General features: G+C 59.3%; 21 protein-coding genes. 13 read left to right on the top strand and 8 right to left on the bottom strand.

Going from position 1 to position 23808, the window contains the following annotated elements:
* Nucleotides 1-280: 280 nt before the first annotated feature.
* Together EJA71_RS03940 and EJA71_RS03935 are read left to right on the top strand one after the other, a co-directional pair.
* On the top strand, nucleotides 281-1522 hold the full coding sequence (locus EJA71_RS03940) for a glutamine synthetase family protein (protein ID WP_178113648.1): 1242 nt from the start codon (nucleotides 281-283) through the stop codon (nucleotides 1520-1522).
* Nucleotides 1523-1591: 69 nt separating this feature from the next.
* Nucleotides 1592-2986 carry an MFS transporter gene (locus tag EJA71_RS03935; protein WP_158954479.1) on the top strand — a complete coding sequence of 465 codons (1395 nt, stop codon included), beginning with the start codon at nucleotides 1592-1594 and terminating at the stop codon, nucleotides 2984-2986.
* A gap of 73 nt (nucleotides 2987-3059) precedes the next feature.
* On the opposite strand, the gene EJA71_RS03930 is transcribed toward EJA71_RS03935, so the two are convergent.
* The 4 genes from EJA71_RS03930 to flgA form a co-directional block, all read right to left on the bottom strand.
* Nucleotides 3060-3806 (bottom strand): flagellar brake protein, encoded by a 747-nt coding sequence (locus EJA71_RS03930; RefSeq protein ID WP_158954477.1) that lies wholly within the window; start codon nucleotides 3804-3806, stop codon nucleotides 3060-3062.
* Between the two features lie 88 nt (nucleotides 3807-3894).
* Nucleotides 3895-4362 (bottom strand): flagella synthesis protein FlgN, encoded by a 468-nt coding sequence (locus EJA71_RS03925; protein ID WP_158954475.1) that lies wholly within the window; start codon nucleotides 4360-4362, stop codon nucleotides 3895-3897.
* Between the two features lie 48 nt (nucleotides 4363-4410).
* A complete protein-coding gene (gene flgM / locus EJA71_RS03920; protein ID WP_007960324.1) occupies nucleotides 4411-4737 on the bottom strand; it encodes a flagellar biosynthesis anti-sigma factor FlgM in 327 nt (108 codons plus the stop codon).
* A gap of 163 nt (nucleotides 4738-4900) precedes the next feature.
* Nucleotides 4901-5662, bottom strand: a complete 762-nt coding sequence (gene flgA, locus EJA71_RS03915; protein WP_158954487.1) for a flagellar basal body P-ring formation chaperone FlgA — start codon at nucleotides 5660-5662, stop codon at nucleotides 4901-4903.
* Between the two features lie 82 nt (nucleotides 5663-5744).
* Between flgA and EJA71_RS03910 the strand changes: the two genes are divergently transcribed.
* From EJA71_RS03910 to flgE, 6 genes are all read left to right on the top strand, one after another.
* Nucleotides 5745-6677, top strand: coding sequence for a chemotaxis protein CheV (locus tag EJA71_RS03910; protein ID WP_158954473.1), 933 nt, complete (start codon nucleotides 5745-5747; stop codon nucleotides 6675-6677).
* 46 nt (nucleotides 6678-6723) lie between these two features.
* The gene (gene cheR, locus EJA71_RS03905) at nucleotides 6724-7551 is read left to right on the top strand and encodes a protein-glutamate O-methyltransferase CheR (RefSeq protein ID WP_158954471.1); all 828 of its coding nucleotides are present in this window, start codon (nucleotides 6724-6726) and stop codon (nucleotides 7549-7551) included.
* Between the two features lie 369 nt (nucleotides 7552-7920).
* Complete coding sequence (gene flgB / locus EJA71_RS03900; RefSeq protein WP_007917581.1) at nucleotides 7921-8328, top strand: flagellar basal body rod protein FlgB; 408 nt, start codon at nucleotides 7921-7923, stop codon at nucleotides 8326-8328.
* 3 nt (nucleotides 8329-8331) lie between these two features.
* A complete protein-coding gene (gene flgC, locus EJA71_RS03895; protein WP_007963049.1) occupies nucleotides 8332-8775 on the top strand; it encodes a flagellar basal body rod protein FlgC in 444 nt (147 codons plus the stop codon).
* Between the two features lie 15 nt (nucleotides 8776-8790).
* Nucleotides 8791-9519: a flagellar hook assembly protein FlgD gene (gene flgD, locus EJA71_RS03890; RefSeq protein WP_158954469.1), complete on the top strand. Its 729-nt coding sequence runs from the start codon at nucleotides 8791-8793 to the stop codon at nucleotides 9517-9519.
* A gap of 30 nt (nucleotides 9520-9549) precedes the next feature.
* Nucleotides 9550-10878, top strand: a complete 1329-nt coding sequence (gene flgE, locus EJA71_RS03885) for a flagellar hook protein FlgE (protein ID WP_158954467.1) — start codon at nucleotides 9550-9552, stop codon at nucleotides 10876-10878.
* A gap of 644 nt (nucleotides 10879-11522) precedes the next feature.
* Here the strand turns inward: flgE and EJA71_RS03880 are convergent.
* Complete coding sequence (locus EJA71_RS03880; protein ID WP_158954465.1) at nucleotides 11523-14417, bottom strand: ribonucleoside-diphosphate reductase subunit alpha; 2895 nt, start codon at nucleotides 14415-14417, stop codon at nucleotides 11523-11525.
* A gap of 853 nt (nucleotides 14418-15270) precedes the next feature.
* Between EJA71_RS03880 and EJA71_RS03875 the strand changes: the two genes are divergently transcribed.
* Together EJA71_RS03875 and EJA71_RS03870 are read left to right on the top strand one after the other, a co-directional pair.
* A complete protein-coding gene (locus EJA71_RS03875) occupies nucleotides 15271-15993 on the top strand; it encodes a response regulator (protein WP_158954463.1) in 723 nt (240 codons plus the stop codon).
* Nucleotides 15990-17600 (top strand): ATP-binding protein, encoded by a 1611-nt coding sequence (locus tag EJA71_RS03870; protein ID WP_158954461.1) that lies wholly within the window; start codon nucleotides 15990-15992, stop codon nucleotides 17598-17600. The genes EJA71_RS03875 and EJA71_RS03870 overlap by 4 nt, the downstream gene beginning before the upstream one ends.
* Before the next feature lie 140 nt (nucleotides 17601-17740).
* Here the strand turns inward: EJA71_RS03870 and EJA71_RS03865 are convergent, their stop codons facing one another.
* Together EJA71_RS03865 and EJA71_RS03860 are read right to left on the bottom strand one after the other, a co-directional pair.
* On the bottom strand, nucleotides 17741-18466 hold the full coding sequence (locus tag EJA71_RS03865; RefSeq protein WP_158954459.1) for a 4'-phosphopantetheinyl transferase: 726 nt from the start codon (nucleotides 18464-18466) through the stop codon (nucleotides 17741-17743).
* A 183-nt stretch (nucleotides 18467-18649) separates the two neighbouring features.
* A complete protein-coding gene (locus EJA71_RS03860; protein ID WP_122592278.1) occupies nucleotides 18650-19441 on the bottom strand; it encodes a dienelactone hydrolase family protein in 792 nt (263 codons plus the stop codon).
* A 144-nt stretch (nucleotides 19442-19585) separates the two neighbouring features.
* Here EJA71_RS03860 and EJA71_RS03855 point away from each other — a divergent pair, with 144 nt between their 5' ends.
* The 3 genes from EJA71_RS03855 (at nucleotide 19586) to EJA71_RS03845 (ending at nucleotide 22359) form a co-directional block, all read left to right on the top strand.
* Nucleotides 19586-20191 carry a hypothetical protein gene (locus tag EJA71_RS03855; RefSeq protein WP_158954457.1) on the top strand — a complete coding sequence of 202 codons (606 nt, stop codon included), beginning with the start codon at nucleotides 19586-19588 and terminating at the stop codon, nucleotides 20189-20191.
* A gap of 147 nt (nucleotides 20192-20338) precedes the next feature.
* On the top strand, nucleotides 20339-21016 hold the full coding sequence (locus tag EJA71_RS03850; RefSeq protein ID WP_008079190.1) for a response regulator transcription factor: 678 nt from the start codon (nucleotides 20339-20341) through the stop codon (nucleotides 21014-21016).
* A complete protein-coding gene (locus EJA71_RS03845; RefSeq protein WP_158954455.1) occupies nucleotides 21013-22359 on the top strand; it encodes an ATP-binding protein in 1347 nt (448 codons plus the stop codon). The genes EJA71_RS03850 and EJA71_RS03845 overlap by 4 nt, the downstream gene beginning before the upstream one ends.
* Before the next feature lie 145 nt (nucleotides 22360-22504).
* On the opposite strand, the gene EJA71_RS03840 is transcribed toward EJA71_RS03845, so the two are convergent.
* Nucleotides 22505-23503: an AraC family transcriptional regulator gene (locus EJA71_RS03840; protein ID WP_158954453.1), complete on the bottom strand. Its 999-nt coding sequence runs from the start codon at nucleotides 23501-23503 to the stop codon at nucleotides 22505-22507.
* Nucleotides 23504-23808 lie beyond the last annotated feature (305 nt).

The raw sequence follows: 23808 nt of genomic DNA, 5'->3' as shown, positions 1-23808 counted from the left end.
GCTGCGATCTTTTGATTCTGGAAAAACAACATCAAAAGATCGCAGCCTGCGGCAGCTCCTGCAGGGAGTATTCGCGTTGTTTGTTTTTTTGTTTTGACGCTGCTTGATATTCCGAACAGCCGAAGCCTATTTTGTACGGGTCGCCGTTCGCGGCTCGCACAATAACAAGGATTGCGTCATGACAACCGATGGCCAGCGTTCACTCGCGCAGCGACTGACGGGCATTGATGAGATTGAATGTGTCACGCCGGATTTGAACGGCGTGCCGCGAGGCAAAGTGATGACCGCCGAGGGTTTCCTCGAAGGGCGGCGTTTGCAGATGGCGCGGGGAGTGCTGCTGCAATGCATCATGGGCGGTTATCCGGCGGCGCGCTTTTACGGCAGCGATGACGGCGACCTGGCGCTGGTAGCCGAACCCACAATGATTCATCCGCTGCCCTGGAGTGACGAGCCGCGTGCCTTGGCCATTTGCGACGCCGATGAATTGACCGGCGAAAGCTCCAACCTGTCGACCCGGGGTCAGCTCAAAAAAGTCATCGCCCGTTACGCCGCGCGCGGCCTTTCGCCGGTGGTGGCGACCGAGCTGGAGTTCTTTGTCTTCGCCCCGAACACTGATCCGACCCAACCGTTCCGTCCGCCGGTGGGCCTTGATGGTCGTCGCGAGGATGGCCAATCGGCATTCAGCGTCAGTTCCAACAACGGGCTGCGGCCGTTCTTCAACGAAGTTTACAAATGCATGGCCGCCCTCGGCCTGCCGCGTGACACTTTCATGCACGAGATGGGCGTCAGCCAGTTCGAGATCAATCTGCTGCACGGCGATCCACTGCTGCTGGCCGATCAGACGTTCCTGTTCAAACACCTGCTCAAGGAAGTCGCGCTCAAGCATGGCCTGACCGTGGTGTGCATGGCCAAGCCGCTGGCGCACACGCCGGGCAGTTCGATGCACATTCACCAGAGCATCGTCGACATCAACACTGGCAAGAACGTGTTCAGTGATGAGCACGGCGAGCCGACGGCAATGTTCCGCCACTTCATCGGTGGCCAGCAGGCCGGCATGGCGGAGTTCACCGCACTGTTTGCGCCCAACGTGAACTCTTATCAGCGTCTGTGCCATCCGTACGCTTCGCCGAACAACGCGTGCTGGTCCCATGACAATCGCGCCGCCGGCTTGCGTATTCCCGCCAGTTCGCCGGTTGCGCGTCGGGTCGAAAACCGTTTGCCCGGCGCCGATGCCAATCCGTATCTGGCGATCGCTGCCAGTCTGGCCGCGGGTTTGCATGGCATCGAGCATGAACTGGAGCCGACGGAAGCGATTCAGGGCGAGTTCGAGGTGCCGGACAACCTCTCGTTGCCATGTACCTTGCATGCTGCGCTTGAGCGTCTGAAACGTAGCCAATTGGCGAGGGAACTGTTCGGACAGGAGTTCATCGAAGGCTACATCGCTTCGAAGACCATGGAGTTGACCAGCTTCTTTGATGAAATCACTCCCTGGGAACGGCGTGTTCTAGCAGCCCAGGCCTGACGTATCGTCGCCATCGGGCTATCGTTTTGGTAGCCCGGTCTTTACTGCAAGGAGCCGCTCGGAACGCCGATGCGCCAAATCTGGAAATCCTTTCGAGCGCTGTATTTCGCCTCGCTGATGATGTTGATCGGCTCGGGCCTTCTATCGACCTATCTAGCCTTGCGCCTGGCCGCTGACAACGTCGACGGCCTGTGGGTCGGTGCGTTGATGGCGGCCAACTATTTCGGCCTGGTGCTAGGCGGCAAGATCGGCCACCGGTTGATCGCCCGCGTCGGGCATATCCGTGCGTACTCGGCATGTGCGGGGATCGTCGGCGCGGCGGTGCTCGGCCATGGTCTGGTGGACTGGCTGCCAGCGTGGCTGGTGCTGCGGACCATCGTCGGTCTGGGCATGATGTGCCAATACATGGTGATCGAGAGCTGGCTCAACGAGCAGGCCGACGCCAATCAGCGTGGCTTGGTGTTCAGTGGGTACATGATCGCTTCGTATCTGGGTCTGGTGCTGGGTCAACTGATTCTGGTGATGCACCCGGGGCTGGGTCTGGAACTGCTGATGCTGGTCGCCCTGTGCTTTGCGCTGTGTCTGGTGCCGGTGACGCTGACCCGGCGCATTCACCCGGCGCCTTTGCATCCGGCGCCGATGGAGCCGCGCTTCTTCATCAAGCGAGTCCCGCAGTCGTTGAGCACGGTGCTCGGGGCCGGCCTGATCATCGGCTCGTTCTACGGTCTGGCACCGCTGTATGCCTCGCAGCAGGGGCTGTCGACCGAGCAGGTCGGTCTGTTTATGGGTAGCTGCATTTTTGCCGGGTTGCTGGTGCAGTGGCCGTTGGGCTGGTTGTCTGACCGTTATGATCGGGCGCTGTTGATTCGTTGTTTCGCCGGGTTCCTGGCGGTGGCCGCGTTGCCTCTGGCGGTGCTGCCGCACGTGCCGCTGGAGGTCTTGTTCGGCGTGGGCTTCCTGTGTTCGCTGGTGCAGTTCTGCCTGTATCCGCTGGCAGTGGCGTTCTCCAACGACCACGTCGAGGGGGATCGGCGGGTGTCGCTGACGGCGATGCTGCTGGTGACTTACGGTGTCGGCGCGAGCATCGGGCCGTTGCTGGCGGGTGTGTTGATGAAGTTTCTCGGCAGCCAGAGTCTGTATGCGTTCTTCAGCTTCTTTGCGCTGGTGCTGGTGTGGCGGATTCGTCCGAAAGCCGTGACCAATCTGCACCAGGTCGACGACGCGCCGCTGCACCACGTCGCCATGCCGGACAGCATGTCCAGCTCGCCGCTGGTGGCGGCGCTTGACCCTCGGGTCGACGAGCAGGTGGTGCAGGAGCAGATGGTGCAGGATCCTGTGCAAGCGCCGGCTCCCGAACCAGCGCCTGAAACCGATACGCCGGTCGAGCCTGCTGTAGAGGGCGAGCCGGACACCGACAACGATAATGACAAACCGACCCCGGATCTCAGTGGCGGCCGACCTTGAGCTGAACCAAAAACACCGCGCATAAAAAAGGGCAGTCCCGCCAAAGACTGCCCTTTTTATTGGTCGCTACAAATCACATATCGTCTTTATCGAAACGACGTGCTTCACGCTGCAACTGATAAACGAAACGCTCAACGTTGCGCGCCGCCTGACCACTGATGTTGTGGAAACGCAGGCCGGCGAAGGTGATGTTGAGTTTTTCTTCGAAGTGCAAGTAACGCAGTTCGACGGCGGTCGGCTGATTGCCGAACAGCGGCGTGGCGATCAAGCGGTCGTAGACCTGGCCCAGTTGCAAGCGATCAGTGATGTCACCTTCGAAACGCAGCTTGCAACCGGTCGCGGAAATATCCAGCAGCTTGCCGTTGATCGGCGCCTTGAGCTTTTCGCCACCCAGTTCAACGCTGACCAGATCAGCGAGTTTCAGCGCGGCGCGGAAAGCATTGCGGCGTTGGTGGTAAACCACTTCGGTCGGCAGCTCGCCGGTGTAGAAACGGTCGCCTTCGGACTCTTCAATGTTCAGCGTGCCGTTGCATTCCCAGGCGATGCGCACGCCTTCGTGAAAACCTTCAACCTTGAACGGCTCGCCGGCCAACAGGAAACGTTCGCCATCGCGCGGGATCATTTCGTCCAGTGCAATCGAAGCGGTGTCGCGGTCAACTTTGATCAAGTAGCTCTGAAAGCGCTGGCTGCGCTCGTGGAACGTGATGATCAAAGGATCGTGGCTGTCTTGCAGCTGACGCAGGTTGCTGGAGATTTCCAGTGGCGTGGTGAGCACCTTTGGTGGCTGCGGAGCATCATCCGCGCTGAGGGCGTTGGACACGGTTTATCAATCTCCAGACAAAATATGACGACTAGCCAGCATTTTGCCAGCATGTTCCGCGGGTTGATAGAGCTGACGCATCAACGACTCATGCCTGGCTGAGCGGACGCGGTACGGCGGGTTTGGCAAACGTACCGCTGGCGTTGTAAAGCGCTGGCGCTTCACCACCGGTAAGGATCTTCAGTTGATTGGCCGTGGCGGCCTGCTGGATCTGGATCGACTGGCCATTCTTGAGATTGGCGGCCTGGCATTGCGCGATCAGATCGGTCAATGCATCGCCTTGCGTTAGCAACTGGTCGCCAATGCTCGAGTGGCTGGCCAGTTGCGCAAGACCGCTACGATCGGTCGGCAAGTTGAGGCTGGCGAGGATTTCGCTGCGCTTGCGGCCATGCTGTTCAAGCAGAATGATCAATGCCTGTTTGTGCGCCAGAATTTCTTCCAGCAGGGGCATGTCGCGACCGTGCAAAGCGAGAGATTCGGTTTGCAGCAACTCCAGCAATTGTTGAGCTGGAGCAAAGTCGTCGTTGATCAGTTGCAATAAATTAGTGTCGTGCATGGATGGCCTTGGGTTTTAAGCGTCCAAAAGCCTGGCGCCGGCAAAAGCCTAGCGCTGGGCTTCGAAGTTGAGCAGTTTGCTGGCTACACGGTTGCTGTCGACTTTATAGCTGCCATCGGCAATCGCGGCTTTCAACTCGGCCACACGGGCTTTGTCGACAGCAGGCTGATCGCGCAGCTTGTCAGTGACCTTCTGCAACTGTTGAGCCTCATTGCTGAGGTGTACCGATTCCCCGCTTTTTGCGGTACTGGCCTGTTCGGCCGGGGTATTCAGCGGCGCGGAAGTACCGGTTTCAGCGGTCTCCTTGGCGTTGCTGGTACGTGTACTGCCCGTAAGTGACGAGGAGCTGTTCAAACGGCTGAAATCGATGACCATGATAAAAACCTCTGGGAATTTGGACGCTTGCCATGTTTTCGGCCATCCCCTGGAAAACTTTAGGCACATTTATACCAATATGCCTTGCATGCGCCGACGCGTGTCCTGCTGCGGCACAGTTTAGGGAAGCGACGGGGTCCGCGCCAGTTTTCTCCTGAGGCTTTTACATGGCCACCTCAACTTGGCCCGGCGCGATGACCTGCGCCTTGATGACTCGCTGGGAGTTGAGGTTTTTCACCCGGATCTGTTCTTTCAAACCGCCATTGGCCAGGGCTTCGCCGGGCATGCGTACGGCGAGCGTGCCGCTGCGAGCGGTGATGACCACTTGATCGCCTTTGCGCACGACTTCAGCCTGCTCCAGATGCACCAGGGTAATCACCTGATCGGCGACCGTTGGTCGGGTTAATTTCTGCCCGATCGCTTCGTCTACCGAGGTCAGAAAGCCCTGATTGATCGTGCTGACATCGCGTTCACGCAAGGTCACGTCCTGCGGCTCGATAATCCCGGCGCGCTTGAGTGGTCGGGTGGTCGTCACAATCTCGCGAAACAGGCGGACTTGAGCGGGCACGAACACGGTCCAGGGCGATGCGCCCTCACAGCGAACCTTGACGGTGACCCGCCCCAAAGGACGTGCCGGACTCTCCAGCGACGCTGTCAATTCCTTGTCGCACATGGGCATGCGCATACGCGGATCGAGTTGCTTGACCTCGATTTCATAGCGGCCTTCCGTTTGACTGGTGGCCAGATAGTCTTCTACGGTGAACTCAAGAAAGCCCTGAGTGACGCCGATAAGCATGTCAGGCAAGGTAACCGTATCAGCAACGGCAGGGCTGCCAGCGGAAAACAAGCAGACGGCGGACAGCACGCACAGGCTTTGGCGAGTGCGGGAGGTCAGGTGTCGGAAAAATGTCGTTTGAGCGTTCATACGAGTTAAAAAGCAAGCGCCGTGCCGTTTAGCAATGAATGTGCGTCGCAACAACACTTGGCGTTGGTGTAGGAGTCTGGGCATGGCTGGTGTAATGGATTCGGTAAACCAGCGCACGCAACTGGTGGGGCAGAATCGCCTGGAGTTGTTGTTGTTCCGTCTCGACGGTCAGCAGCTCTACGGAATCAACGTGTTCAAGGTACGGGAAGTGTTGCAGTGCCCGTCACTGACGTTGATGCCCAAGTCCAGTCCTGTCGTGTGCGGGGTGGCAAATATCCGGGGGGCAACCATTCCGATCCTTGATCTGGCAATGGCGACCGGCTCGGGTGCGTTGAAGGACAAGAAAAACCCGTTCGTGATCATCACGGAGTACAACACCAAGACCCAGGGTTTCCTGGTCCGCTCGGTGGAGCGCATCGTCAACATGAACTGGGAAGAGATTCATCCACCGCCCAAGGGCACGGGTCGCGATCATTACCTGACCGCTGTGACTCGGGTGGACAATCAGTTAGTCGAAATCATCGACGTCGAGAAAGTGCTGGCGGAAGTTGCGCCGACACCGGAAGCGATTTCGGTGGGCGTGGTCGATGTCGAGACCCAGACCAAAGCGTTGTCGCTGCGGGTGCTGACGGTCGATGACTCGTCGGTGGCGCGCAAGCAGGTCACGCGTTGTCTGCAGACGGTCGGTGTCGAAGTGGTCGCGCTGAACGACGGCAAGCAGGCGCTGGATTACCTGCGCAAGCTGGTCGATGAGGGCAAGAAGCCGGAAGAAGAGTTCCTGATGATGATCTCCGACATCGAGATGCCGGAGATGGACGGGTACACCCTGACGGCGGAAATCCGCGCTGACCCACGCATGCAAAAGCTTCATATCATCCTGCATACTTCGTTGTCCGGGGTATTCAATCAGGCGATGGTCAAGAAAGTCGGCGCCGATGACTTTTTGGCCAAATTCCGTCCTGATGACCTGGCATCCCGGGTAGTCGACCGGATCAAAGCAGCAGATATCAGCTAGGGGCGCTTTGTCCCTGGCGGTCAACACGATTTAAGAGGCGGCATCATTGTCTACGGGTAATTTGGATTTCGAACAGTTCCGGGTCTTCCTGGAAAAAGCCTGTGGCATTTTGCTCGGTGAAAACAAGCAGTACCTGGTCTCGAGCCGTCTCAACAAACTGATGGAGCAGCAAGGCATCAAATCCCTGGGTGAGCTGGTCCAGCGCATCCAGACCCAGCCGCGCAGCGGTTTGCGCGAGCAAGTGGTCGATGCCATGACGACCAACGAAACCCTGTGGTTTCGTGACACCTATCCGTTTGAAGTCTTGAAGAACAAGGTGCTGCCCGAAGCGATCAAGGCCAGCCCCAACCAGCGTCTGCGGATCTGGTCGGCGGCGTGCTCGTCGGGGCAGGAACCGTACTCGCTGTCGATGTCGATCGACGAGTTCGAGCGCAGTAACCTCGGCCAATTGAAGATGGGTGTGCAGATCGTTGCCACTGATCTGTCCGGCCTGATGTTGACCAACTGCAAGACCGGCGAGTACGACAGCCTGGCGATCGGTCGCGGTTTGTCGCCCGAACGCCTGCAGCGTTACTTCGACCCGAAAGGGCCGGGTCGCTGGGTGATCAAGGCGCCGATCAAGAGCCGGGTGGAGTTCCGCTCGTTCAACCTGCTCGACAGCTATGCCGCGCTGGGCAAGTTCGACATCGTGTTCTGCCGCAACGTGTTGATCTACTTCTCTGCCGAAGTGAAGAAGGACATCCTGTTGCGTATTCACAGCACGTTGAAGCCGGGTGGTTATCTGTTCCTTGGCGCTTCCGAAGCGTTGAACGGTTTGCCGGACCATTACCAGATGGTGCAGTGCAGCCCGGGGATCATTTACCAGGCGAAATGATTGCAACGGCAATACATGAAACGGCAGGCCCAAAAGGTCTGCCGTTTTTTTGTGCCCGAATGATTTCCCTCATGCACCACAAATCCCTGTAGGAGTGAGCCTGCTCGCGATAGCGGTGTGTCAGGCACCGATGATGTTGAATGTGCTACCGCCATCGCGAGCAGGCTCACTCCTACAGGGGGCCGTGGTGTGTATGAGATGGATGGCAAGCGGCAGAAAAGCGGCATTCGGCGGAAACCGGTTGCCGCTTTTCTGGCATTGCCGCTTTGCCGATACCCCGCAAAGCCCCGGTTTATGGGGGTTTTGAGCATTGGCACGGCGCTTGCTAAAGCTCAGTTACGAAAAACCGGTCACCTGAAGGTTCCCGACATGAGCATCAGCTTCGATAAAGCGCTCGGCATTCACGAAAAGGCTCTGGGCTTCCGCGCCCAACGTGCAGAAGTGCTGGCCAACAACATCGCCAACGCCGATACCCCGAACTACAAGGCGCGGGATCTGGACTTCTCCAAAGTACTGGAAGCACAGACCCAGAAAAACGCCAACGGCACCATCGCCCTGAACATGACCAACAGCCGTCACATCGAAGCTGAAGGTCTGGGCAACGGCGACGAGTCGCTGATGTATCGCACGCCGATGCAGCCTTCGATCGACCAGAACACCGTGGACGCCCAACTGGAACAGTCCAACTACGCGGAAAACGCCGTGGGCTTCCAGGCCAGTTTCACGCTGCTCAACAGCAAATTCAAAGGGCTGGTGTCAGCCCTGCGCGGAGAGTAATCCATGTCCCTGTCCAGCGTTTTCAACATTGCCGGCAGCGGCATGAGCGCTCAAACCACGCGTCTGAACACCGTGGCTTCGAACATCGCCAACGCCGAAACCGTCTCGTCGAGCATCGACCAGACCTACCGCGCCCGTCACCCGGTGTTTGCCACCATGTTCCAGGGCGGCCAGAACACCGGCAGCAACTCGCTGTTCCAGAGCCAGGACGCCGCAGGGCAGGGCGTGCAGGTACTCGGCGTCGTCGAAGACCAGAGCAACCTCGAAGCGCGTTACGAGCCGAACCATCCGGCAGCCGACGCCAAAGGCTACGTCTACTACCCGAACGTCAATGTGGTGGAAGAAATGGCTGACATGATTTCCGCGAGCCGGTCCTTCCAGACCAACGCCGAAATGATGAACACCGCCAAAACCATGATGCAGAAGGTCCTGACCCTCGGTCAGTAATAAGGGGCGACTGCCATGAGTGTTTCCGATACCACCAGCTCCCTGAGCATGAATGACATCCTGGCCAACTCGTCGAAGACGGCCAGCAGCAGCACCACCGGCGGCATCGCTTCGGCGACCAACAGTGCAACCGGCGGTCAAGCGCTGGGCAAGGACGCGTTCCTGCAACTGCTGGTGACCCAGCTGAAAAACCAGAACCCGCTCGATCCGCAGGACAACAGCGCATTCGTGGCGCAGTTGGCGCAGTTCAGCAGCCTGGAAGGCATCACCACGCTGAACAGCACCGTGAGTTCGCTGGCCGGCAATTACAACTCGTCGCAGGCCTTGCAGGCATCGTCGCTGGTGGGCCGTAACGTGATTGTGCAGACCAACACCGCGCAACTCGACGATCCGACAAAAGGCCTGACCGGTACGGTGAGTGTCCCGTCGTCCATCGCCGAAGGCACCGTGACCATCACCGACAAGGACGGCAAGGCTGTTCGCACCATCGATCTGGGCAGCCGCGCGGCCGGTGATGCCAGCTTCACTTGGGACGGCAAGGATTCGTCGGGCACTGTGGTTCCTGTCGGCACTTACACCTTCAAGGCCAACGCGCCAATCAACGGCGCCGCGACGGACCTGGTCACTTATCTGCCGGCCACCGTCAATAGCGTGACGATCAGTCAGACGGGTGGCGAGCTGATGCTCAACCTGGCTGGCAAGGGCTCCGTGGCCCTGTCCAAAGTACAAACCATTGGTATATAGAGCCGACTAACCGGCACAAAGGAGTGGAATATGTCTTTCAATATCGGCCTTAGCGGTCTCTATGCAGCCAACAAACAACTGGACGTGACCGGCAACAACATCGCCAACGTCGCGACCACCGGTTTCAAATCGTCCCGTGCAGAATTCGAAGACGTCTACTCGGCCACTCGCCTGGGTAGCGGCAGCAAAGTGATCGGCAACGGCGTGCGCCTGGCCAACGTTTCCCAGCAGTTCACCCAAGGTGACATCAACAACACCGGCAACGTGTTGGACATGGGCATCAACGGTTCGGGCTTCTTCACCATGAGCAACAACGGCTCGGTCACCTACACCCGGGCCGGTACGTTCAAGGTCGACAATGCCGGTTACATCACCAACACCGACTACACCTCGCGTCTGCAAGGTTACGGTGTGGATGCCAACGGCAAGATCATCAACGGCGTCCTGACCGACCTGAAGATCGACACCTCCAACCTGGCGCCGAAGTCCACCTCGCTCGTGACCTCGACCATCAACCTGAACTCGACGGCGACGCCGATCGACGACACAGTGGCCGCTGGCAAGTTTGATCCGACCAACACCGCGACCTACACCAAGTCGTTCAGCACGCCAATCTATGACAGCCAGGGCAACCAGCACACCATGGATCAGTACATGGTGAAAACCGGTGCCAACACCTGGAAGGTTTACACCCTGGTTGATGGCCGTAACGCCGACGCAACCGGCAGCGATCCGAAAGTCACTGCACCCGTGGCATCGACCCTGTCGTTTGATGCGACCGGCAAACTGACTCAGGTCAGCACTCCGAATCCGCTGGGCGGCGCGGCGATCATCAGCAGCGACCTGACCCTGAAAAGTTGGGTTCCGGGTACAGTGACCGATGGCGTCTGGAAAGCTAACGGCGCAGCGGCGAACCCGGCGGGCGTGACCATTTCGATGGGCAAGACCACTCAGTACAACGCTGATACCGCGCGTTCGATCCCGACTCAGGACGGCTACGCCACTGGCCAGATCACTAACCTGACCATCGACGGCACCGGTACGCTGTTTGCCAACTTCAGTAACAACCAGAGCAAGGCGATTGGTCAGGTTGCGCTGGCGAGCTTCACCAACGAACAGGGTCTGCAGGCTGTTGGCGGTACTAGCTGGAAAGAGACTTTTGCTTCGGGTATCCCGGGTTACGATGCGCCGGAAACCGGTACTTTGGGTTCGATCGCTTCGAACTCGCTGGAAGAGTCGAACGTTAACCTGACCAATGAGCTGGTTGATCTGATCAAGGGTCAGAGCAACTATCAGGCGAACGCCAAGACCATTTCCACGCAGAGCACCATCATGCAGACCATTATTCAGATGACTTGATTCTGGGTTTTGGTTTTGTCAGGGAGCCCCTCTTTTTGAGGGGCTTTTTTGGTTTTGGGTGGGGGGGTGTATCCGTTTCTTCGGTTGTTGCTACTGGCGGTTTCGCCCTTACGGCGAGTCCCTTTTTCAAACGCCAAAAAGGAACCAAAAGGCTTTGCCCTGACGTTCGGCCCGCTCGCTAATGCTCGGGGTTTCTTCGCTCCGGGATCGATCCGGGCGCAGCGCCTACGGTTTGCTTCGCTGCACCTCCTCTCGCTGTGTTTGGCTGCGCCAAACGGTCGCTGCGCTCCCACCCCCGGATCAATCCCTCCACTCAGCCTGCCGACGGGCTCCGAGATCAAGATCAAGAGCGGTACTCGAGCTTGCGCTCATTGTGTTGAGTGGGGCGGCTTTGCCGCGTGGGGTGTTTGCAACACGGAATTGTGGGAGCGAGCTTGCTCGCGAAAGCGGCTTACGAACCAAACAATCTCTCGCTGACAACATCCAATCCAACTGTGGGAGCCCGCCCTGCTCGCGATAGCGGTTTGTCAGCCAACCGACATCTATCTGGCTCAACACGGACGCAAAAAAAAGCCCCCGACAAACCAGTGGTCTGTCAGGGGCTTTTTCGTTCAGGTGTCTTTCGACACCTGACTCAGCTCAGCTTATTGGCAAGCTTCGCAATCCGGCTCGTCGATCGCGCAGGCTTTTGGCACTGGCGCTGGACCGGCAGGGGCTGCCAGTACCGAATCGTCACCGTGGTTGCCGCCGCTGGATACAGCGTTCAGCTTGCCGGTGTTGATGGTCGACTTCTCGGTGCTGGTCGCGGCCAGGGCACGGAGGTAGTAGGTGGTTTTCAGGCCACGGTACCAGGCCATGCGGTAGGTCACGTCGAGTTTCTTGCCCGAGGCGCCAGCGATGTACAGGTTCAGCGATTGGGCCTGGTCGATCCACTTCTGACGACGGCTGGCCGCGTCAACGATCCACTTGGTGTCCACTTCGAAGGCGGTCGCGTAGAGCTCTTTGAGTTCTTGCGGGATGCGCTCGATCTGCTGAACCGAACCGTCGTAGTACTTCAGGTCGTTGATCATGACCGAGTCCCACAGACCGCGAGCCTTGAGGTCGCGAACCAGGTACGGGTTGATCACGGTGAATTCGCCCGACAGGTTCGATTTCACATAGAGGTTCTGGTAGGTCGGTTCGATCGACTGCGATACGCCGGTGATGTTGGCGATGGTCGCGGTCGGTGCGATGGCCATGATGTTGGAGTTACGAATGCCTTTCTGCACACGGGCGCGAACCGGTGCCCAGTCCAGGGTTTCGTTCAGGTCAACGTCGATGTACTTCTGGCCGCGAGCCTCGATCAGGATCTGTTGCGAATCCAGCGGCAGGATGCCTTTGGACCACAGCGAACCCTGGAACGTCTCGTACGCGCCGCGCTCGTCTGCCAGGTCGCAGGACGCCTGGATCGCGTAGTAGCTGACCGCTTCCATCGACTTGTCGGCGAACTCGACGGCAGCGTCGGAACCGTAAGGGATGTGCTGCAGGTACAGAGCGTCCTGGAAGCCCATGATGCCCAGACCGACCGGACGGTGCTTGAAGTTGGAGTTCTTCGCTTGTGGCACCGAGTAGTAGTTGATGTCGATAACGTTATCGAGCATGCGAACGGCGGTGTTCACGGTGCGTTCCAGCTTGGCGGTGTCCAGCTTGCCGTTGACGATGTGGTTCGGCAGGTTGATCGAGCCCAGGTTGCAAACGGCGATCTCGTCCTTGTTGGTGTTCAAGGTGATCTCGGTGCACAGGTTCGAGCTGTGAACCACGCCAACGTGCTGCTGCGGGCTGCGCAGGTTGCACGGGTCTTTGAAGGTCAGCCATGGGTGGCCGGTTTCAAACAGCATGGAGAGCATTTTGCGCCACAGGTCTTTGGCCTGGATGGTCTTGAACAGTTTGACCTTGCCTGGGTATTCGGTCAGGGCTTCGTAGTACTCGTAGCGTTCTTCGAAGGCTTTACCGGTCAGGTCGTGCAGGTCCGGCACTTCGGATGGCGAGAACAGGGTCCATTTGCCGTCATCGAAGACGCGCTTCATGAACAGGTCAGGGATCCAGTTGGCGGTGTTCATGTCGTGGGTACGACGACGATCATCACCGGTGTTCTTGCGCAGCTCGATGAACTCTTCGATGTCCATGTGCCAGGTTTCCAGGTAGGCACACACAGCGCCTTTGCGCTTGCCACCCTGGTTAACGGCTACAGCGGTGTCGTTCACGACTTTGAGGAACGGAACCACGCCTTGCGACTTGCCGTTGGTGCCCTTGATGTACGAACCCAGCGCACGCACCGGCGTCCAGTCGTTGCCCAGGCCGCCAGCGAATTTCGACAACATGGCGTTGTCGTGAATCGCGTGGTAGATGCCCGACAGGTCATCCGGCACGGTGGTCAGGTAGCAGCTCGACAGCTGTGGACGCAGGGTACCGGCGTTGAACAGGGTCGGAGTCGACGACATGTAGTCGAAGGACGACAGCAGGTTGTAGAACTCGATCGCACGGTCTTCTTTCTGCTTCTCTTCGATCGCCAGGCCCATGGCCACGCGCATGAAGAAGATCTGCGGCAGTTCGAAACGAATACCATCCTTGTGGATGAAGTAACGGTCGTACAGGGTTTGCAGGCCCAGGTAGGTGAATTGCTGATCGCGCTCGTGGTTGATCGCCTTGCCCAGTTTTTCCAGGTCGAAGGAGGCCAGCACAGGGTTCAGCAGTTCGAACTCGATACCTTTGGCGATGTAGGCCGGCAGTGCCTTGGCGTACAGGTCAACCATTTCGTGGTGAGTGGCGCTTTCGGTCACACCAAGGAAGCCCAGGCCTTCGGCACGCAGGGTGTCCATCAGCAGGCGGGCGGTGACGAACGAGTAGTTCGGCTCACGCTCCACCAAGGTACGGGCGGTCATCACCAGCGCGGTGTTGACGTCGGTCAGTGCCACGCCGTCGTACAGGTTCTTCAGGGTTTCGCGCTGAATCAGGTCGCCGTCGACCTCTTCCAGACCTTCGCAGGCCTCGGTGACGATGGTGTTCAGACGGCCCATGTCCAGCGGCGCCAGGCTGCCGTCGGCACGGGTGATGCGGATCGACGGGTGCGCGTTGACTGCTTCTTCCGCCGGGGCGTGGGCAGCGCGTTCTTTCGAACGACCGTCACGGTAGATCACGTAGTCGCGCGCGACTTTCTGCTCGCCGGCACGCATCAGGGCCAGTTCAACCTGGTCCTGGATTTCTTCGATGTGGATGGTGCCGCCCGAAGGCATGCGACGCTTGAAGGTCGCGGTGACCTGTTCGGTCAGGCGGGCCACGGTGTCATGGATTCGCGACGAAGCGGCAGCGGTGCCGCCTTCAACTGCGAGGAACGCTTTGGTGATAGCGACGGTGATCTTGTCATCGGTGTAAGGAACGACAGTGCCATTACGCTTGATCACGCGCAGTTGACCAGGCGCGGTAGCAGCCAGATCCGAATTCGAATCGGCGGCCTGCGGCAAGGTGCCCTGCGGGTTCTCGCGAGTTGTGTCGGTTTGCATGGGGGTGGTCTCCACATTCTCTATGTTTGTTTGGCACCGTCATGGTGCTCACCGTTCTGTACCGAAGCACTGCAACCGACAAGCGTCGGCGTAACAACTTCGGAACAGTAGGAAAAAGGCTTGTAGCGCCGCATCCTTGCCGAAGTTTTTGGCCGCGAGCCAAGGCTCGAGCCGGATTCCTTCCAAGGTGACAGTAATGACTGCAACACCCGTACCGTTCCGGTCATTTCCGACCTAAAAAACGGTGCCATCCGCAAGTGCGGTTTGGGCTTTGAAAAACTTGCTTGGTTCAACCGGAAACTGGCAATAAAGCACTTGAGTTTCAGGCCCTAAATGTGGTTGGGCGTTTGAGTGGAAAACCCCATATGTAGGGTCTCTCCCCGCGCCGTGCTACAAGATAATGCGTTTTGAGGGGTGTTGCAACGTACTACCTGTGGATAAACCTGTGCGTAAATTGTGTAAGAAACAAGGAATTCCCGTGTAGGCCGCGAACCTGCTGACCTAGACCGTTTGTCACTGTTTATTCACCCGGAAAAACGCTTCAGCGGATTTTTAAGGGCGCGAACCCTATCACAAAAAACCGCCTCGTCCGAACGCATTTACCGACTTGTGTTCTGGCTGTACGCCGTTTATACAATCGACCTGTTCGTACGCATTCTTATCCTCTTTAAACATGACAAAAAGACCGGAGGATCTGAAACTGTGGGAGCGAGCTTGCTTGCGAAGGCGTCGGTAGGTTCAGCATCAATGTTGACTGATCTGACGCATTCGCGAGCAAGCTCGCTCCCACATGATTTGTACTGAGTCATACGGTTCTTCCTTACTTAATAACAATAGAAAGCAGAGGTCACCGGTGGAGCAACAAGCCTGGCAGGTATTGATCGTCGAGGATGACCAGCGACTGGCCGAACTCACGCGCGATTACCTGCAAGCCAATGGATTGCGCGTGGACATCGAAGGCAACGGTGCGCTGGCGGCGGCGCGGATCATCAAGGAGCAACCGGATCTGGTGATCCTCGATCTGATGCTGCCCGGTGAAGACGGCTTGAGCATTTGCCGCAAGGTGCGCAATCAGTACGACGGGCCGATCCTGATGCTGACGGCGCGCACCGATGACGCCGATCAGATTCAAGGTCTCGATCTTGGCGCTGACGATTACGTGTGCAAACCGGTGCGCCCGCGCTTGTTATTGGCACGGGTTCAGGCGTTGCTGCGGCGCAGTGACAGCGCGGAACCGATCACGGAAAAATCCCGTCGTCTGCAATTCGGTCCGTTGGTAGTCGACAACGCTTTGCGTGAAGCCTGGCTGAGTGACAACGGCATCGAGCTGACCAGCGCCGAATTCGACCTGCTGTGGCTGCTGGTTTCCAATGCCGGGCGCATTTTGTCCCGCGAAGAAATCTTTACCGCCCTGCGCGGCATCGGCTACGACGGCCAGGACCGCTCGATCGATGTGCGCATCTCGCGAATCCGCCCGAAAATCGGTGACGACCCAGATCATCCACGCCTGATCAAAACCGTGCGCAGCAAAGGCTATCTGTTTGTCCCCGAAGCCTGCGTCGACCTGCCGCTGTGAACTCGATCTTCCTGCGCATCTACGGCGGCATGTGCGCTGCGATCATTCTGGTCGCGGTGCTCGGCGTGCTGGCGCTGAACCTGCTCAATCAGGTGCGCAGCGAGCAGTATCGCGAGCGCCTGGCCCACGGCACATTCTCGCTGATGGCCAGCAACCTGCAGCCGATGAACGAAACCGAACGCCATCGCGCGCTGCTGGTGTGGGAACGCTTGCTCGGGATTCCGCTGGCGCTGAAAAAGTTCGCCGAGACCGATCTCGACCTGTCCCAACGTACCCGCGTGCAGCGCGGTCAGGCCTTGGTCGAGCAGACCGGCCCGCACGCGGCGAAGGTTTACCGGATGGTCAGCGACAAGGAACAGCTAGTTCTGGTGGGAGAAGTGCAGCAGATCAGCGAACAACTGGCGCGCGCGACCATTTATCTGTTGGCCGATGAGCTGGTGCGGGTGCCCGTCGGCGAGCAGCCGAAACGACTGGCGCAGATAAAGGAAGAGAAGGGCTTCGGCTTTGACCTGCGGCTGGTCACGGTCAACGATGCCGACATGGACGAGGATCAGAATCGTCGCGTGGCCGAAGGCGATACGGTGATGGCGCTGGGCAAGGGCGGTGATTCGATCCGCGTGTTTGCCGGCATGGTTGGCACGCCGTGGGTGCTGGAGATCGGCCCGCTGTACCAGATGAATCCGTATCCGCCGGAGTGGCTGGTGTTGATCGCCGCGCTCGGGCTGAGCCTGATTGGCCTTATCGTTTATCTGTTGGTGCGCCAGCTCGAACGGCGTTTGCGCGGCCTCGAAGCGGCAGCCACGCGCATCGCCAAGGGCAGCCTGGAAACCCGCGTGCCGGCGCGCGGTGCTGATTCGGTCGGGCGCCTCGCCTCGGCGTTCAACGGCATGGCCGAGCACTTGCAGCAACTCCTGGCGATCCAGCGCGAACTGGTGCGCGCGGTCTCCCACGAGTTGCGCACGCCAGTGGCGCGCCTGCGTTTTGGCCTGGAAATGATCGGCTCGGCGACCACCCCGCAAGCGCTGGAAAAGTACCGCGAAGGCATGGATCACGACATCGAGGACCTCGATAAGCTGGTCGATGAAATGCTCACCTACGCGCGACTGGAGCAAGGCTCGCCGGCGCTGACGTTCCAGCGCATCGACCTGGATGCGTTGGTCGATCAGGTCATCGAAGAGCTGGCGCCGTTGCGTGCCGAGGTCACGGTGCAGCGTGGTTTGTGTCTGTCGGCGGCGGACAACGACGATGCCTGGGTCGAAGCCGAGCCGCGTTACTTGCACCGCGCCTTACAGAATCTGGTGAGCAACGCCATGCGCCATGCCCGTTCGAAGGTGACGGTGAGTTATCAGGTCGGGCAGTTGCGCTGTCGGGTCGATGTCGAGGACGACGGGCCCGGCGTGCCTGAGGTGGCGTGGGAGCGGATCTTTACGCCGTTTCTGCGTCTGGACGACAGCCGTACGCGCGCGTCGGGCGGGCATGGTCTGGGGTTGTCGATCGTGCGGCGGATCATTCACTGGCATGACGGCCGGGCGATCATTGGCAAGAGCAAAAGTCTGGGTGGGGCGTGTTTCAGCCTGAGTTGGCCGAGGAATCAGGAGCGCCGGTGAGTTGTGTGGTGGGTTTGCTGGCCCCATCGCTGGCAAGCCAGCTCCCACAGGTTTCAGGGGTGTACCTTGAATTTGTGCTCACCACGGAAACTGTGGGAGCTGGCTTGCCAGCGATGAGGCCTGACAGCCAATGAAAATCCTCAGGCTTGAATACTGACCAGACTCAACAACTGCCCATCCCGCACCCCGAACTGCGCATCAAGCTCGGTGCCGTGGCGCCATTCGCTCGACAGATCCGTCAACAACCGCAACCGCACCTGACCCGCCTCAGTCCACTCCAGCACCTCAGCGTGCTCGAAGTAAAAGCGCTGCTGCACAATCGGGTACAGCGCTTTGAACAAACTTTCCTTCACCGAAAACGTCAGCGTCACCCACAACGCCAACTGCTCTCGCGAAGCCGCCGCCATGCGCTGCATTTCTGCCGGTGTGAGGATTTCCCCGGCCAGTCGCTCGGCGCGCTCGGTACTGAGCAGATTTTCCAGATCCATGCCCAAGCCGCGCCAATGTTGCTTGTTGGCGACAATCGCGGCGGCGTGACCGGTGCTGTGAGTGATCGAGCCGCAGATGTGCGCCGGCCAGATCGGCGCACGGTCTTCACCGATCGCCGGCACTACGCTGGAGCCTTCCAGTTGCTGCAACGCCGCCCGGGCGCAGATCCGCCCGGCGAGAAACTCGGCCTGACGTTTGGCCACTGAGCGCTGAATGCTTGGCGGCGCCTCGATGGCGCTGCGCAGGAAGTCGTCGCCCAGCAATCGCGCCGGGTCGAAGTGGGTGCCGAGCAGCACGGTGTCGGGCAATACCGTCGGCAACGGCCAATGGCTGTCGAGCGCGGTGCAGCAGGCGGGGAGGGCGGGGGTGAGATTCATGGCGGGCATTTTGCCGGTTAGTCGTGGCAAGGTCGAGTTCGTAGGCTGATCGTTCCCACGCTCTGCGTGGGAATGCCTTATCGGACGCTCTGCGTTCGGCTCTTGGGACGCGGAGCGTCCCGGGCTGCATTCCCACGCAGAGCGTGGGGACGATCAGCGTGGGAACGATCAGGTGCGGATGGGTTAGCTGAAGATTTTCTGGAAGAACGCTTTCATGTCCGCCCAGGATTTTTCATCCGCAGCCTTGTTGTACCCAATGTCCGGGCCGCCGTGCTCGCCATGGCTCAGGCGATCGGCATCGGGGTTGGTGAAGCCATGCTTGGCGCCATCCAGACTGACAAACTTATAGTCTGCCCCGGCCTTGTCCATTTCCGACTTGAACGCGGTGACGTTGTCCGGGGTGACCATGCTGTCCAGCGCACCGTGCTCGACCAGAATCTTCGCCTTCACACTGCCAGGCGTTGCCGGGGTCTTGGTCGCCAGCGCACCGTGGAAACTCACCACGCCCGCCAGCGGCTCACCTTGCCGCGCCGCGTTCAGCACCACGCCACCGCCGAAGCAGTAACCGATGGCGGCGATTTTATTGACGTCGGTCTGCGGCTGCTTCTTCAGCAAGTTCAGCCCGGCCTCGAAACGTTTGCTGGAAGCAGCGGCGTCCGCCGTCGCGGCCTGCATGAACGCCATCGCATCTTTCGGGTGCTCGGTGTTCTTGCCTTCGCCGTACATATCGATTGCCAGTGCGCTGTAGCCGAGTGCGGCGAGATCGCGGGCGCGGCGCTTGGCGTAATCGTTCAGGCCCCACCATTCGTGCACCACGACCACGCCGGGGCGCGCGCCTTTTATCGCGTCGTCATAGGCGTAGTAACCGATCAGCTTGGTGCCGTCGGCGCTCTGGTAGGGAATCTCTTCAGTCTTGATCGCAGCTTGGGTGAGGCTGCTGACCGCCAGCAAAGTGAGGGCGAGGAACAGGCGCATGGTCGGGGTCTCCTTATCGAAAGTGGTCAAAACAGCCTAGTCGATTTGATTCAGGTGAGGTTCAGAGACGGTTCAGGGGCTGTACAGGGGGCGGTCAGTAACCTTGCGCCATACCCAAACAGCACTGTGAAAGAGGAAATACCCATGACTCGTTTTAACAAACTGCTGCTGGCATTTACCTTGTTAGGCTCCAGCATCGCGGCCAACGCCGACGACACAACCAACTTCGCCGGCCTGACGTTCGGCCAGACCAGCGACAAGATCGACAAGTCCCGCGCACTGAATGACAACCTCGGCCACCCGAATGCCACTGGCGCGATCGACGGCAACAACACCTACGGCGTCCGCCTCGGCCAGCAAAACAGCCAGGGTCGCTACTACGCCACCTACGACAACGTGTCGGGCTCGCACAATGGCATTAAACTGCGTCAGGAAAATCTGCTGGGCAGCTACGATCTGTTCTACCCGGTGGGTGGCAGCACCAAGCTGTTCGGTGGTGCGACGGCGGGTTTGACCAAGCTGACTCAGGATTCGCCAGGCTACAGCCGCGACAGTGACATCGGTTATGCGATCGGCGGTCAGTTGGGTGTGTTGCAGCAAGTCTCGCAGAACACCTCGGTCGAACTCGGTTACCGTTACCTGATGAGCAACGCCAGCACCGAAATGAAAGAGAGCGGTGGCAGCAAGCAAGGTTCGCTGGATCTGAACAGCAGCGCACAGACTTACCTGTCGGCTAACTACAATTTCTAAGGAGTGAGTCGCCCTGGAACCCTGTCGGAGCGAGCTTGCTCGCGAAAGCGATGTTTCATTCAACATCATCGTTGACTGGATAATCGCCTTCGCGAGCAAGCTCGCTCCCACGGGGTTGTGGAGATTTCAAGTGATTAGGAGAAGGTCATGAAACTGTTGGTCGTCGAAGATGAGGCGCTGTTGCGTCATCACCTGCAAACCCGCCTCACGGAGAGCGGTCACGTGGTCGAGTCCGTGGCCAATGCCGAGGAGGCGCTGTACCAGACCGGGCAGTTCAACTTTGATCTGGCGGTCATCGACCTCGGTCTGCCGGGCATGGGCGGTCTCGACCTGATTCGCCAGTTGCGCTCGGGCGGCAAGACTTTCCCGATCCTGATCCTCACCGCGCGCGGCAACTGGCAGGACAAGGTCGAAGGCCTCGCTGCCGGCGCCGACGACTACGTGGTCAAGCCGTTCCAGTTCGAAGAACTCGACGCACGCTTGAATGCCTTGCTGCGCCGCTCCAGCGGTTTCACCCAGTCGACCATCGTTGCCGGTCCATTGCTGCTCGACCTCAATCGCAAACAGGCGACCCTCGACGAACAGCCGCTGGCGCTGACCGCTTACGAATACCGCATCCTCGAATACCTCATGCGCCACCATCAGCAAGTGGTGCCCAAGGATCGTTTGATGGAGCAACTCTACCCGGACGACGACGAGCGCGATCCGAATGTCATCGAAGTGCTGGTCGGCCGTTTGCGCCGCAAACTCGAAGGCCCGGCCGGGTTCAAGCCGATCGACACCGTGCGCGGCCTCGGCTACCTGTTCAATGAGCGCTGCACTTGATTCGTTCTCTTCGCGTTCGCTTGATGCTCGCCGCCACCACATTGGCGGTGTTGTTCATGCTCGCCTTGCTGCCGGCGATGCAGGGCGCTTTCAGTCTCGCGCTGCAGGACTCGATCGAGCAGCGCCTCGCCTCTGACGTCACCACGCTGATCTCGGCGGCGCGCATTGAGAACGGCCGACTGGTGATGCCCAACCAGTTGCCCGATGAGCGCTTCAACCTCACCGATTTCCGTTTGCTCGGTTACATCTACGACCGCGAAGGGCATCTGGTCTGGCGCTCGAAAGCTACCCAGGAAGAGCAGATCAACTACAAGCCGCGCTACGACGGTCTCGGCAACGAGTTCGCGCGGATCCGCGAGGCCAACGGTCAGGAATTCTTCGTTTACGACGTTGAAGTCAAACTGCTCGGCGGCAAAAGTGCAGCCTTCAGCATCGTCGCCCTGCAACCGGTGCGCGAGTACGAAACCACCCTCGAAGGCCTGCGCGAGAATCTCTACCTCGGTTTCGGCGCAGCTTTGCTGGTACTGCTGGCGCTGTTGTGGATCGGTCTGACCTGGGGCCTTAAAGCCCTGCGGCAACTCAGTCAGGAACTCGATGAAATCGAAGGCGGCACTCGCGAGAGCCTGACCGAACAGCACCCGCGCGAACTGCTGCGTTTGACCGGCTCGCTCAACCGCTTGCTGCACAGCGAGCGTCAGCAGCGCAGCCGTTACCGCGACTCCCTCGACGATCTGGCGCACAGCCTGAAAACCCCGTTGGCCGTGCTGCAAGGCGTCAGCGAAGACATGGCCCAGCGCCCGGAAGATCGCGACCAGGCTTGGGTGCTGCAAAGCCAGATCGAGCGCATGAGCCAGCAGATCAGCTATCAACTGCAACGGGCCAGCCTGCGCAAAAGTGGTCTGGTGCGCCATCAGGTGCGCCTGCAACCGGTGTTGAAAAGTCTCTGCGATACGCTGGACAAGGTTTACCGCGATAAACACGTGCGCGTGGCCTTTGATCTGCCCGAGCATTGTTATGTGCCGATCGAGCAGGGTGCGTTGCTGGAGATGATGGGCAACCTGCTGGAAAACGCCTATCGCCTGTGCCTGGGTGAAGTGCGCATCAGCGTGCGCGAAACCTTGGCCGGGGTGGAGCTGTGTGTTGAAGACGACGGGCCGGGGGTACCGCAGGATCAGCGTGCGCGGATTCTCGAGCGCGGTGAACGGTTGGATGCCCAGCATCCGGGGCAAGGCATCGGACTGGCGGTGGTCAAGGACATCATCGAAAGCTACAACGCCAAACTGGCGCTGGGTGACTCGCCGATGGGCGGGGCGGCGTTCAGGATTCATTTTCCGGCGGTTTAGGTGTTGGCCTTTCTGGCCCTATCGCTGGCAAGCCAGCTCCCACACGTTTTGAGGTTTACATGAATTTTATGTACGACTCGGACATTGTGGGAGCTGGCTTGCCAGCGATGGGGCCAGTGACTTCACCACAAGATTGTTGATTGCCTCAATGCTCCTGCGCGCGATAAGCCCCCGGTGTCAGCCCCGTCCACTTCTTGAACGCCCGGTGAAACGCCGACGGTTCGGAAAACCCCAACTGCTCGGCAATCTGCTGCAACGACAAATCCGCCCGGCCCAAATGATAGATGGCGATATCCCGCCGCAGCTGATCCTTCAATTCCTGAAAACTGGTGCCTTCCTCACGCAAATGCCGGCGCAGGGTCTGCGGACTGATGTGCAGCTGCGCCGCCACCGCTTCCAGATCCGGCCAGTTCGCACTGTCGCGGCTGAGCAGGCGGCGCAAGCGACTGCTGAGGCTATCGCCATCGTCCGGCCGTGAGAGCAGGTCGGCGGGGGAGCGTTCGAGAAAGTGCTTGAGCGTGCGTTCGTCCTGCAACAGCGGCATCGGCAGGTAGCGGCTGTGAAACAACAGGCTGCTTTGCTCGGCGCCGAAGGTCAGGGGGCAGGGGAACAGCAAGTCATACTCAGCGCCGTGTTCCGGGCGTGGGTAGCTGAATGAGGCTTGTTCGAGGCGAATACGCTGGCCGATCAGCCAACTGCCGAGGCGATGCCAGATCACCAGCAGGCTTTCCGTTAAAAAGTGATCCGGGTCCCATAACTGCGAATCGTCGAGGCTCAAACGCACCCATTCGTCTTCGCGTGTCAGGGTCAGACGCGGGGCGCCGGGGAATAGGCTATAAAACAATAAACCGCGTTGCAGAGCCTTCTCCAGATTGCGGCAGTGGATCGAGGCGTGGCACATCATCGCGAAGCTGCCGGGTTTGCTCGGCGCTTGGCCGAAACCCAGGTATTCGTCGTCGAGCGCCAGCCACAGGCTCTGGATCAGTTGGGTGAATTGTTCGGGGGGGATGCGCGCGCGCGGCTCGTCGAGCAATTCCGGGCTGATGCCCAATTGCAGCAGCAGGCCCGAATAGTCGAAACCCAGACGGCGCGCGCCACCGAGGGCGGCGCGGGCGAAATGACTGGCAATGGTGCGTTCGCGCATAAGCGGCAGATCCTTCCTCAAGCGCCGGATGGTAGCCGGGGGGGATACGGGCAACAAGGCGGATTTCCGCCAAATTGTAGGACGAGAAGTGGCGAGTTGGCGGAAATCCGCCACACTCAAGTAACCAGTCGGTGACAGTAAAAAACCTGCAGGCCTTGATATCAAAAGGCTTGCAGCCATATGCACCAAAGTGGCACGGCGTTTGCGATAAGAGCGACAGAAGCGTGCGTTTCTCCCGACCGGAAAGCGCCGCTCCAACAACAAATCCCTCCAGTGCAGGAGGGTTCGCAATTCAGGTTTCGCGG

The sequence above is a fragment of the Pseudomonas sp. PB106 genome (assembly GCF_009764645.1).
GTDB lineage: Bacteria > Pseudomonadota > Gammaproteobacteria > Pseudomonadales > Pseudomonadaceae > Aquipseudomonas.
Note: the sequence above shows the minus strand (reverse complement) of the source record. Positions and strands in the feature narration are given on the sequence as shown.

Coding starts and splice junctions, on each gene's coding strand:
- EJA71_RS03940 (WP_178113648.1), top strand. CDS start 281: ATGACCGCCGAGGGTTTCCTCGAAGGGCGGCGTTTGCAGATGGCGCGG.
- EJA71_RS03935 (WP_158954479.1), top strand. CDS start 1,592: ATGCGCCAAATCTGGAAATCCTTTCGAGCGCTGTATTTCGCCTCGCTG.
- EJA71_RS03925 (WP_158954475.1), bottom strand. CDS start 4,362: ATGCACGACACTAATTTATTGCAACTGATCAACGACGACTTTGCTCCA.
- flgM (WP_007960324.1), bottom strand. CDS start 4,737: ATGGTCATCGATTTCAGCCGTTTGAACAGCTCCTCGTCACTTACGGGC.
- flgA (WP_158954487.1), bottom strand. CDS start 5,662: ATGAACGCTCAAACGACATTTTTCCGACACCTGACCTCCCGCACTCGC.
- EJA71_RS03910 (WP_158954473.1), top strand. CDS start 5,745: ATGGCTGGTGTAATGGATTCGGTAAACCAGCGCACGCAACTGGTGGGG.
- flgB (WP_007917581.1), top strand. CDS start 7,921: ATGAGCATCAGCTTCGATAAAGCGCTCGGCATTCACGAAAAGGCTCTG.
- flgC (WP_007963049.1), top strand. CDS start 8,332: ATGTCCCTGTCCAGCGTTTTCAACATTGCCGGCAGCGGCATGAGCGCT.
- flgD (WP_158954469.1), top strand. CDS start 8,791: ATGAGTGTTTCCGATACCACCAGCTCCCTGAGCATGAATGACATCCTG.
- flgE (WP_158954467.1), top strand. CDS start 9,550: ATGTCTTTCAATATCGGCCTTAGCGGTCTCTATGCAGCCAACAAACAA.
- EJA71_RS03880 (WP_158954465.1), bottom strand. CDS start 14,417: ATGCAAACCGACACAACTCGCGAGAACCCGCAGGGCACCTTGCCGCAG.
- EJA71_RS03865 (WP_158954459.1), bottom strand. CDS start 18,466: ATGAATCTCACCCCCGCCCTCCCCGCCTGCTGCACCGCGCTCGACAGC.
- EJA71_RS03860 (WP_122592278.1), bottom strand. CDS start 19,441: ATGCGCCTGTTCCTCGCCCTCACTTTGCTGGCGGTCAGCAGCCTCACC.
- EJA71_RS03855 (WP_158954457.1), top strand. CDS start 19,586: ATGACTCGTTTTAACAAACTGCTGCTGGCATTTACCTTGTTAGGCTCC.
- EJA71_RS03850 (WP_008079190.1), top strand. CDS start 20,339: ATGAAACTGTTGGTCGTCGAAGATGAGGCGCTGTTGCGTCATCACCTG.
- EJA71_RS03840 (WP_158954453.1), bottom strand. CDS start 23,503: ATGCGCGAACGCACCATTGCCAGTCATTTCGCCCGCGCCGCCCTCGGT.